Here is an 8,701-nt window from a genome sequence, read left to right as displayed (position 1 = left end):
GTTCCAGGAGCTACTCTCGGACCCGAAACAACCACCCGTTGCAACGACCCCCTGAAACCGCCACCGGCTATCGGACGTCAACCAAGGCCTCCAAGATTGCTGCATGACAGCAGTAGGTGACGGCGAGCGGGGCCAGCATGACCGGCAGGAAGCTCCCGAGCACGAGGAGCTGGGGAGACGCGCACTGGCGCGCAGCTTCGCGCGCTACGACACGCTTGCGGCCCGTGCCGAGGCGCTGGCTGTGAAGGCAGGCTCATCACTCGCGGGGGACCGAAGCGCGACCCCGTACAGCTCGGCCCCTGACCAGCTACGCGCTGGCCTCGGCGTTGCCCTTGACCACCTGCACGCGTTCAAGATCATCGTTACGGACGGCGGAGCCGTCCTCCCCTTTGCCATGTTCACGCTTGTGAGAAGCGCCTACGAGGCCGCGGGTACGGCCCTGTGGCTCCTGCACCCGTCGTCCCGCGACGACCGAGTGCTTCGGTCATTGAAACTCGCGCGCGAGAACCGCCGTCTGGTTCACGTCGCCATGCAGCATTTGGAACGAGACGACCCAGGGTGGGCGCGAACTCTTGCCGCCCTCGAAAGGAACCGGGACGCGCGGCCCGGACTTGTTGGCGTCGACCTTCGAGACGTTGAGAGGGTGACGAATCGTCTTAAAGAGCTAGGCCCACTACTGCCGTCGTTGTTCCAGTCGCCGTTGACTCTCTGGCAGACCTCTAGTGGCATGGCTCACGCGAACGGCTCGATGATTCTTCTCATGCTTGACCGCGAGCAAGTCGGTCCGTCCGAGCACGGCGGGGCCGACTTCATGATGACGCCCAGCCTGCTTGCCCTAGCCGGCTACTTCGATGCCGCGCTCGACATGATCGAGATAGCTCTCGACCTCTGGGACAGCCGAAACAGGCCCGCCGAACTGCACTGACGGAGGCTCGCCCTACGCTCCCGCCGTGGGAGTTCGAGGATCAGGTGAAGCAGTGGCCAAAATTCTGCGCCGGCCGATCCCAACGCACCCGTTCGCAGTGCCGCCAGCACCGGGACACTTCGGTGTCTGGCAGGTACGCCGGGACCGTGCCGCGCCCCTTGGCTATGTCCTCTCGCGCCCCGAGCTGGGCGGCATCGTTTACCACTGCTACGCCCACGGCCGAGACGATGCCGGCGGCCGGCCCTGGCTGCGCCGAGAGGGGAGCCTGAACAGCGCCGTCGCATGGATGATCCAGCACGAGGCCGAGCTGTCGGCCCTCACGGGCCGGCTGCACCCTGAGCCGGACGAGTGGCCGTCGTGACCCCGGGTAGCGCCCGGTCATGAGCTGGTTCGTCAGGCACCGCCCCAAGGCTGACACGATCGCCGAGGCCATGGCCGTCGAGGTCAACGCCCCGACACCGGCCGCCGCGATCGACCAGGTGCGCGCCACGCTGCCCGAGGATCGCATCGTGACCTCAGTCGCTCCCTACTGAGCCCGAGAGAGCCGTCAGTGGGCTGCGCGTAGCTTGGCTCCGGTCAGCTTCCCCCCGAGCTGGCCGAGAGCTGCCGGGCGGTCCCTAACCCGCTAGGCAGTAGCAGCCCCCGCATTCCGGCTCTCCCAGCCGGGCGGGGGCTTCTTCGTGCACTCCGACCGTTCTCGAGTCCTGTGCCGGCCGACGCGCGCTCGTGTCAGATGACGGCGTAGGCGATGGTCGCGGCCGCGACGATGCCGGCCGCGCAGAGCGTCATGATTGCGCGCCGAGACGCGGGGCGGTTGGCGCGAATGTCTTTCACCATGAGCACCATCGCGACCACGGCGATGACCACCATGAGGCCGACGCCTAGGAGGATCACGACTCGCATCATCACGGGTCGACAGTAGCGAACGGCCCGCTTTGCGGTCCGGGGGAGTCGCTGCGCTCCCAGGGAGCCGCTACGCGGCGCTCAATGCCCTTCGGGCACGTCTTTTTGCCGTGAAGCCTTCGGCGGCTCGGTCGCTGCTCTCCCTCGTAGCCACCTCCGAGACTCCGTTCAAGTGGCTACGCCACCGGCTCCTCCGAGATTTTCGGCACGCGGTCACAAGCTCCCTTATTTCGCGCTGAAATTCTCTCCCTGCCGCCCTCCGGGTTGCATTGCGCCCTGCGGGTAGCCTCTGCTCATGACCGCGATCTCGGCCGGCATCGCCGTCGTCTTCCTGCTGCTCTTCGCCGCGTCGCGTCGGCGGGACGCCCGCCGGTTCCGCAACGGGGTGTTCCTCTTGATGGCCGGGGGCTTCGGGGTCGTCGCCGCCGCGAACGTCCTCGTCGCGGCGTTCCCGCCGCTCGTCTTCGTGTTCCTCGTCGCCGTGGCGCTCGTGCCCCTGCTCGTCCTCGCGCTCGCCGTCTTCGCGATCGCGAACGGCGTCACCATGCTGCGGTCCGAAGGGCGCAGCCTCGGCAACCTGCTGTCGTTGCTGGTCGGCATCGCGCTGATCGGCGTGCCGTTGCTCGTCGTCGTGATCGTCGAGGCCGGTCGCCGGTCGGACGTCGCGGCCCTCCAGGACGCAGCCGTGGGGCTCGGCATCGTCGTGGTCTTCGTCACCGGCTACGCCGCGCTCACGTTCGCCGCGTTCACCCTGTGGTCGCTCGTCTACGCCCGACCCCGGGTGCGCGAGCAGCCCGACGCCCTGATCGTGCTCGGCTCCGGGCTGATCCGCGGCGAGGTGCCGCCGCTGCTGCGCAGCCGACTCGACCGGGCGCTGGCGATCTACCGCGCGACCCCCGAGGGCGTGAGGCGGCCGGTGCTCGTCCCGTCGGGCGGTCAGGGGGCCGACGAACCGCGTCCCGAGGGCGAGGCCATGGCCGAGTACCTGATCGCCCAGGGGGCCGACCCGGCCGACGTGCTGCCCGAGACCGAGTCGCGCTCGACCCGCGAGAACCTCGTGCTGTCGGGGAAGGTGCTCGCCGACGCCGGTCGGACCGGGTCGACCCTGGTCGTGACGAACAACTACCACGTCCTGCGCGCCGCGCTGCTGGCGCGGGACGCCGGCAGCAGCGCCGACGTGGTCGGGGCGCCCACCGCCGCGTACTACGTGCCGAGCGCCTTCCTGCGCGAGTGGGTCGCCGTGATGGTCGAGCACAAGCTGCTCAACGTGCTGCTGATCGCGCCGTTCGTCGTGCTGCTGGCGTCCCTGCTGGTCTACGCGCGCCTCTGACCCGCCGGCACCGCGCCTCCCGGTCAGGACGGTCGCGTCGCCGTGCCCTCGTCGACGGCGAACTCGGCCGCGGTCTCGTCGCGCGCCCGGGCGGCGGCCGCGTCGCCGTCGTGCTGCAGGCGGTAGTGGAACCGGCCCGCCCCGAGCACGGGCAGCGCTCCGGTCACGGGCTCGGGCTCGCCCCCACGGACGCGGCGCACCCGCAGGTGTTGCCCGCGGACGAGCCAGACGATCGCGACGCCGGCCGCCACGAAGCCCGACGCCGCCGCGACGCCGATGGCCCAGCGCGGTCCGGCGACGTTCGCGACCCAGCCGACCATCGGTGCGCCGAGGGGCGTGCCGCCGGTGAAGACGGCCATGTAGAGCGCCATGACGCGCCCGCGCATGCGGGGTGCCGTGGTCAGCTGCACGGTGGCGTTCGCCGTCGTCATCAGGGTGATCGAGGCGAGTCCGACGGTGACGAGCACGGCCGCGAAGCTCCAGTAGGTCGGCATGACGGCGGCGACGAGGCAGGTCACGCCGAAGGCCAGGGCCGCCGTGACGAGCACGCGCCAGCGGGGCTTCTCACGTCGGGCCGAGAGCAGGGCGCCGACCAGCGACCCCACCGCGATCGCCGACGACAGCAGGCCGAACCCGCTCGCGTCGACACCGAACTCGACGCTGGCCATGGTCGAGGTGAAGATGGCGAAGTTCAGGCCGAAGGTGCCGATGACGAAGACCATGACGAAGACGACGACGAGGTCGGGCCTCTCGCGCACGTACCGGAACCCCTCGCGGATCTGGCCCTTGGCCCGCGACACGGCCGGCTTCAGCTCGAGCTGGGCCACCCGGATGAACCGCAACGACAGCAGCACGGCCGCGAACGAGCCGGCGTTGATCAGGAACACCCACCCCGTGCCGATCGTCGCGATCAGCACGCCGGCGACCGCGGGGCCGACCAGGCGTGCGCCGTTGAACGACGCCGAGTTCAGGCTGACGGCGTTCGTCAGGTGGCCGGGGGGCACGAGTTCGGACACGAAGCTCTGCCGCACCGGGGCGTCGATCGCGGCTGCGACGCCGAGCAGGAGGGCGAAGAGGTAGACCATCCAGAGCTGCACGCTGTCGGTGAGGACGAGCACGCCCAGGCCGAGCCCGAGCAGGCCCATGCTCAGCTGCGTGACCATCAGCAGTCGCCGCCGGTCGAACCGGTCGGCGATCAGCCCCGTGATCGGCACCATCAGGATCGGCGGGGCGAACTGCAGCGCCATGGTGATGCCGAGGGCCGTGGCGTCGTTGTCGGTCAGGTCGGTGAGCACGAGCCAGTCCTGTGCCGTGCGCTGCATCCAGGTGCCGATGTTGGACACGAGCGCCCCCGCGAACCAGAGGCGGTAGTTGAACAGCGACAGGCTGCGGAACATGGCGCTCACGAGCGGGTCAGCTTCCGCAGGATCTCGGTGGCGTCGGCCAGGGTGCGGCGCTCGTCCGCGGTGAGGGCCGAGAGGCGGGGCACGAGCCACTCGTCCCGACGTCGACGCGTCTCGAAGACGAAGGCGGCGCCGGCCTCGGTCGTCTCGAGCAGCACGCGGCGCTTGTCGTCGTCGTCGACCGTGCGACGCAGCAGCCCGGCGTCGACGAGCTTGCCGACGGTCCGGTTCATCGACGGGGGAGTGACGCCCTCGTGGGCGGTCAGCGCCCCGATCGTCAGCGGTTGGTTCTGCACGACGTAGCCGAGGGCGGCCATCTGGGCGTCGGTGACGTCGGCGTCGGCCTTCTGCTGGCGCAGGCGGCGGGCGAGCCGCAGCACGGCGCCGCGCACGTCGGTCGCGAGGTGGGCGTGCGGCACGGCCCGGGTGGCGGAGGGGGCGGGAGGCGCGGAGTCGGTCATCGCCGGGCCACGATACTCGTTTAGTTCGGCTAAGTAAACGTCTGGTCGCGGTCCGCGTGCGACGCGACCCCTCGGGGCGCCCCGCGCCTAGGCTCGTGCCGATGAGAGACGACGACGTCCCGGCCGAGCCGAGCCGCCCCTCCTGGTTGTCCGCGAGGGGTGCCGTGCTGACGGTGGCGATCGTCGTGGGCATCTCGCCCTTCGCGACCGACATGTACATCCCCGCGCTGCCGGCCATCGCGCGCGACCTCGGGGCGTCGACGGCCGAGGTGCAGCTCAGCCTGACGGCGTTCCTCGTCGCGTTCGCGGTCGGGCAGATCGTGATCGGGCCGATCAGCGACGGTCGGGGCAGGAGGCGCATCCTGCTGGGCGGGACCGTCCTGTTCGCCCTCGCCTCCCTCGCCTGCGCCGTGGCTCCCGACGCGGCCACCCTCGTCGTCGCGCGCGTCGCGCAGGGCCTCGGCGGCGCGGCGGGCTCGGTGGCCGCCCGGGCCATGGTGGGCGACGCGACGACGGGCCTCGTGCGCAGCAGGCTCTTCGCGACGCTCGCCGCGATCAACGCCGTCGGCCCGGTCGTCGCCCCGCTCGTGGGCGGTGTCGTGCTCTCGGTGTCGAGCTGGAGGGCGACGTTCGTCGTGCTCGCGGTGCTCGGGGCCGCCCTGACCTGGGCGGCCGCGCGCCGTCTGCCCGAGACGCTCGTCGACCCCGAGCCGGGTGCGGGCTCGCTGGTCGCCTCGCTGCGACGGATGGGCACGCTGCTCGCGATGCCGCGCTTCCGGTGGTACCTCGTGACAGGGTGCGCCGCGACGATCGGGTTCTTCTCGTACATCGCGACGTCGTCGTTCGTCTTCCAGGAGCAGTACGGCTTCGGCGAGGGCCTCTACACGCTCGTCTTCGCCTCGAACGCGTCGTGCATGATCGCCTCGACCCTGGTGTTCCGCCGCCTCGTCGGGCGCTTCGCCGAGGACCACCTCTTCACCGTGGGGCTCGTCACCTGCACCGTGGGGTCGGCCCTCGTGCTCGTCGGTGCGCTGACCGGCGTCGGCCCGGCACTGATCTGGCCCGCGCTCGCCCTCGTGACGGCGGGCTGGGGCTGGGTCATCCCCGGGTCGATCACCCTGACGCAGGCGCTCGGGCACCGCGCGCCCGGTACGGCCGCCGCGCTCGCGGGCGGCCTGCAGTTCGGGCTCGGCGGTGCCGCTACCCCGCTCGCCGGGGCACTCGGCGGCACGGCCGTGGTCATGGGCGCGCTGATGCTCGGGTTCATCGCCGCCGGTCTGGCCGTGCAGCTGTGGGCGTCGTCGCGAGGCGGCACCCCGGCGACCTGACCCCGGGGGCCCGACCCGCGCCTCCTGCCGTCGATCCGGGGCTGGTGCGCCGGCCCGGGTGGTGCCACCCTGGGCTCGACGCCATCCGGCGCCGTGACCCGAGGAGGCCCCCGTGACCGTGCAGCTCACCCCGTACCTGGCGTTCCGCTCCGAGGCGAGGGAGGCGTTCGACTTCTACGCCTCCGTCTTCGGCGGCAGCCCCACCTTCAGCACCTTCGGCGAGTTCGGCGTCGGCACCCCCGACGAGGCCGAGAAGGTCATGCACGCCCAGCTGGCCACGCCGTCGGGCCTGCTGCTGATGGGGGCGGACCGCCCCGACTCGTACCCGCTCGAGGAGGCGAGCAGCGTGTCGCTCTCGCTCTTCGGCGGACCCGACGACGCCGAGACGCTGACTGGATGGTTCGACGCGCTCGCCGAGGGCGGCACCGTGCACGAGGCCCTGTCGCAGGCGCCGTGGGGCGACTCGTTCGGCATGCTCGACGACCGCTTCGGCCAGCACTGGATGGTCAACGTCGGCGGCACCGCGGCCTGAGTCGGCACCGCGGCCTGAGCCGGCACCGCGGCCTGAGCCGGGGCACGCCCGACGGACGAGGAGGCGCGGTGGCGGTCGCCGAGGTCGCCCCGCCCGCCCTGCCTGCCAGGCCCGCCCCGCCTCAGTCGCGTCCGAGCCGACCGATCACGCTCTCGTCGAGTCGGGCGAGCAGGTCGGCCACGTCGTCGTAGACCTCCTCGGCTCCCGCCTCGACCAGCTCGGCCCGGGAGAAGCCGCCGCTCAGCACGCCGATGCAGGTCACGCCCGCCCGGTGCGCGGCCTCGACGTCCCACACGGCGTCGCCGACCATGACGGCGCGTTCGGCCGGCACGTCCGCTTTGTCGAGGGCGACCTCGACGATGCCCGGGTCGGGTTTCGCGGTCTCGACGTCCTCGCTCGAGGTGACGGCCCAGAGGGCGTCCTCGACGTCGAGCAGGTCGCGCAGCGCCTTCAGCTCCTCCTCGGGCGCGCTCGTGGCGAGCACGACGCCGTGCCCCCGGCGAGCGAGCTCGGCGAGCAGGTCGGTCGCCCGCCCGAAGACGTGCAGGTCGCCCCGCTCGCCGAGGTGCTCGGCGTAGTGGCGTGAATGCGCGTCCTTGACGTCGTCGAGGAGGCGCGCGGCGGCGTCCTTCCCCACCAGCCCCTCGACCAGCAGGGACGAGTCCTTGCCGATCGACCGGTGGATGCGCCAGCTGTCCACGGGGTGGCCGACGTCGGTGAAGGCCCGCGACCAGGCGTCGACGTGCGCGAAGTTCGAGTCCACCAGGGTGCCGTCGATGTCGAAGAGGACGGCGGTGGACGGAGGGGAGGACGTGGGGGAGGTCATCCCGCCACCCTGCCCCCGAAGGAGCGAAGGTGCACGGACTGCACGAGATCGGCCCGGATCAAGACGACACCTGTTGCTCATGGGTCCCTGCGGGCGTACGTTCGCAGACGGGCTCGTCGACGAGCCCGACCGGCCCCGACGGTCGGCCCACGAACGAGGAAGGCACGCACCATGGCACGGTTCAGCGACAAGACGGCACTCGTCACCGGCGGAGGCAGCGGCATCGGCGCCGCGATCTCGCGCTCCCTGGCGGCCGAGGGGGCATCGGTGGTCGTCACCGACATCAAGCTCGACGCGGCCCAGGGCGTCGTCGACCAGATCGTCGCCGCGGGCGGCACGGCCGTGGCGTTCGAGCAGAACACCGCGAAGCCCGAGCAGTCCGAGGCGGCCGTCGAGTTCGCGAAGACGACCTACGGTGCCCTCCACCTCGCGGTCAACAACGCGGGCATCGGCGCCCCCGCCGCCGACATCGGCGAGTACGACATCGCCGCCTGGGACCGCGTCCGCTCGGTCGACCTCGACGGCGTCTTCTACGGCCTGCGTTACCAGCTGCCCGCGATGGTCGAGGCGGGCGGCGGGTCGATCGTCAACATGAGCTCGGTGCTCGGCTCGGTCGGCATCGCCCAGAACGCCGCCTACGTCGCGAGCAAGCACGCCCTGGTCGGCCTGACCAAGGTCGCCGCGCTCGAGTACTCGAAGCGCGGCGTCCGCACCAACGCGGTCGGCCCCGGCTTCATCGACACGCCCCTCGTCCGCGCCTCGCTCGAGGGCGACGCGCTCTCGTACCTCGAGTCGCAGCACGCGACCGGTCGCCTCGGGACCGACGCCGAGGTCTCGGCGCTCGTCCTCTTCCTGCTGAGCGACGAGGCGTCGTTCGTCACGGGCAGCTACCACCTCGTCGACGGCGGCTACTCGGCGCACTGACGACCGTCCCTCAGGAGGCGCGGTGCGGGGAGTCCTGCGCCGCGCCTCCGCTGCCGGTCCGCTTCAGCC

11 protein-coding genes are annotated in these 8,701 nt (G+C 71.6%); 7 read left to right on the top strand and 4 right to left on the bottom strand.

Annotated features, from left to right (window positions below):
* The first annotated feature begins 103 nt into the window (after nucleotides 1-103).
* Genes ASL10_RS11540 through ASL10_RS16055 form a run of 3 tightly spaced genes read left to right on the top strand, consistent with a single transcriptional unit; the run spans nucleotide 104 to nucleotide 1,458 of the window.
* The gene (locus tag ASL10_RS11540; RefSeq protein ID WP_056047356.1) at nucleotides 104-925 is read left to right on the top strand and encodes a hypothetical protein; all 822 of its coding nucleotides are present in this window, start codon (nucleotides 104-106) and stop codon (nucleotides 923-925) included.
* A gap of 52 nt (nucleotides 926-977) precedes the next feature.
* Nucleotides 978-1,286: a hypothetical protein gene (locus ASL10_RS11535; RefSeq protein ID WP_157485424.1), complete on the top strand. Its 309-nt coding sequence runs from the start codon at nucleotides 978-980 to the stop codon at nucleotides 1,284-1,286.
* A 19-nt stretch (nucleotides 1,287-1,305) separates the two neighbouring features.
* Nucleotides 1,306-1,458 (top strand): hypothetical protein, encoded by a 153-nt coding sequence (locus ASL10_RS16055; protein ID WP_157485422.1) that lies wholly within the window; start codon nucleotides 1,306-1,308, stop codon nucleotides 1,456-1,458.
* 196 nt (nucleotides 1,459-1,654) lie between these two features.
* Here the strand turns inward: ASL10_RS16055 and ASL10_RS11530 are convergent, their stop codons facing one another.
* Nucleotides 1,655-1,819, bottom strand: coding sequence for a hypothetical protein (locus ASL10_RS11530; RefSeq protein WP_157485420.1), 165 nt, complete (start codon nucleotides 1,817-1,819; stop codon nucleotides 1,655-1,657).
* 304 nt (nucleotides 1,820-2,123) lie between these two features.
* Here ASL10_RS11530 and ASL10_RS11525 point away from each other — a divergent pair, with 304 nt between their 5' ends.
* The gene (locus ASL10_RS11525; protein ID WP_056047348.1) at nucleotides 2,124-3,158 is read left to right on the top strand and encodes a YdcF family protein; all 1,035 of its coding nucleotides are present in this window, start codon (nucleotides 2,124-2,126) and stop codon (nucleotides 3,156-3,158) included.
* Between the two features lie 23 nt (nucleotides 3,159-3,181).
* On the opposite strand, the gene ASL10_RS11520 is transcribed toward ASL10_RS11525, so the two are convergent.
* On the bottom strand, nucleotides 3,182-4,564 hold the full coding sequence (locus ASL10_RS11520; protein WP_056047345.1) for an MFS transporter: 1,383 nt from the start codon (nucleotides 4,562-4,564) through the stop codon (nucleotides 3,182-3,184).
* Nucleotides 4,561-5,022: a MarR family winged helix-turn-helix transcriptional regulator gene (locus tag ASL10_RS11515; protein ID WP_055978010.1), complete on the bottom strand. Its 462-nt coding sequence runs from the start codon at nucleotides 5,020-5,022 to the stop codon at nucleotides 4,561-4,563. The genes ASL10_RS11520 and ASL10_RS11515 overlap by 4 nt, the downstream gene beginning before the upstream one ends.
* Before the next feature lie 101 nt (nucleotides 5,023-5,123).
* On the opposite strand from ASL10_RS11515, the gene ASL10_RS11510 reads away from it, so the two are divergent.
* Complete coding sequence (locus tag ASL10_RS11510) at nucleotides 5,124-6,350, top strand: multidrug effflux MFS transporter (protein ID WP_056047343.1); 1,227 nt, start codon at nucleotides 5,124-5,126, stop codon at nucleotides 6,348-6,350.
* Between the two features lie 112 nt (nucleotides 6,351-6,462).
* Nucleotides 6,463-6,882, top strand: a complete 420-nt coding sequence (locus ASL10_RS11505) for a VOC family protein (protein WP_056047339.1) — start codon at nucleotides 6,463-6,465, stop codon at nucleotides 6,880-6,882.
* Nucleotides 6,883-7,003: 121 nt separating this feature from the next.
* Here ASL10_RS11505 and ASL10_RS11500 read toward each other — a convergent pair whose 3' ends face one another.
* Nucleotides 7,004-7,708 (bottom strand): HAD family hydrolase, encoded by a 705-nt coding sequence (locus ASL10_RS11500; RefSeq protein WP_056047337.1) that lies wholly within the window; start codon nucleotides 7,706-7,708, stop codon nucleotides 7,004-7,006.
* Between the two features lie 171 nt (nucleotides 7,709-7,879).
* On the opposite strand from ASL10_RS11500, the gene ASL10_RS11495 reads away from it, so the two are divergent.
* Nucleotides 7,880-8,632: an SDR family NAD(P)-dependent oxidoreductase gene (locus tag ASL10_RS11495; RefSeq protein ID WP_056047333.1), complete on the top strand. Its 753-nt coding sequence runs from the start codon at nucleotides 7,880-7,882 to the stop codon at nucleotides 8,630-8,632.
* Nucleotides 8,633-8,701: the final 69 nt, after the last annotated feature.

It is taken from the genome of Frigoribacterium sp. Leaf8 (genome assembly GCF_001421165.1).
GTDB lineage: Bacteria > Actinomycetota > Actinomycetes > Actinomycetales > Microbacteriaceae > Frigoribacterium.
Note: the sequence above shows the minus strand (reverse complement) of the source record. Positions and strands in the feature narration are given on the sequence as shown.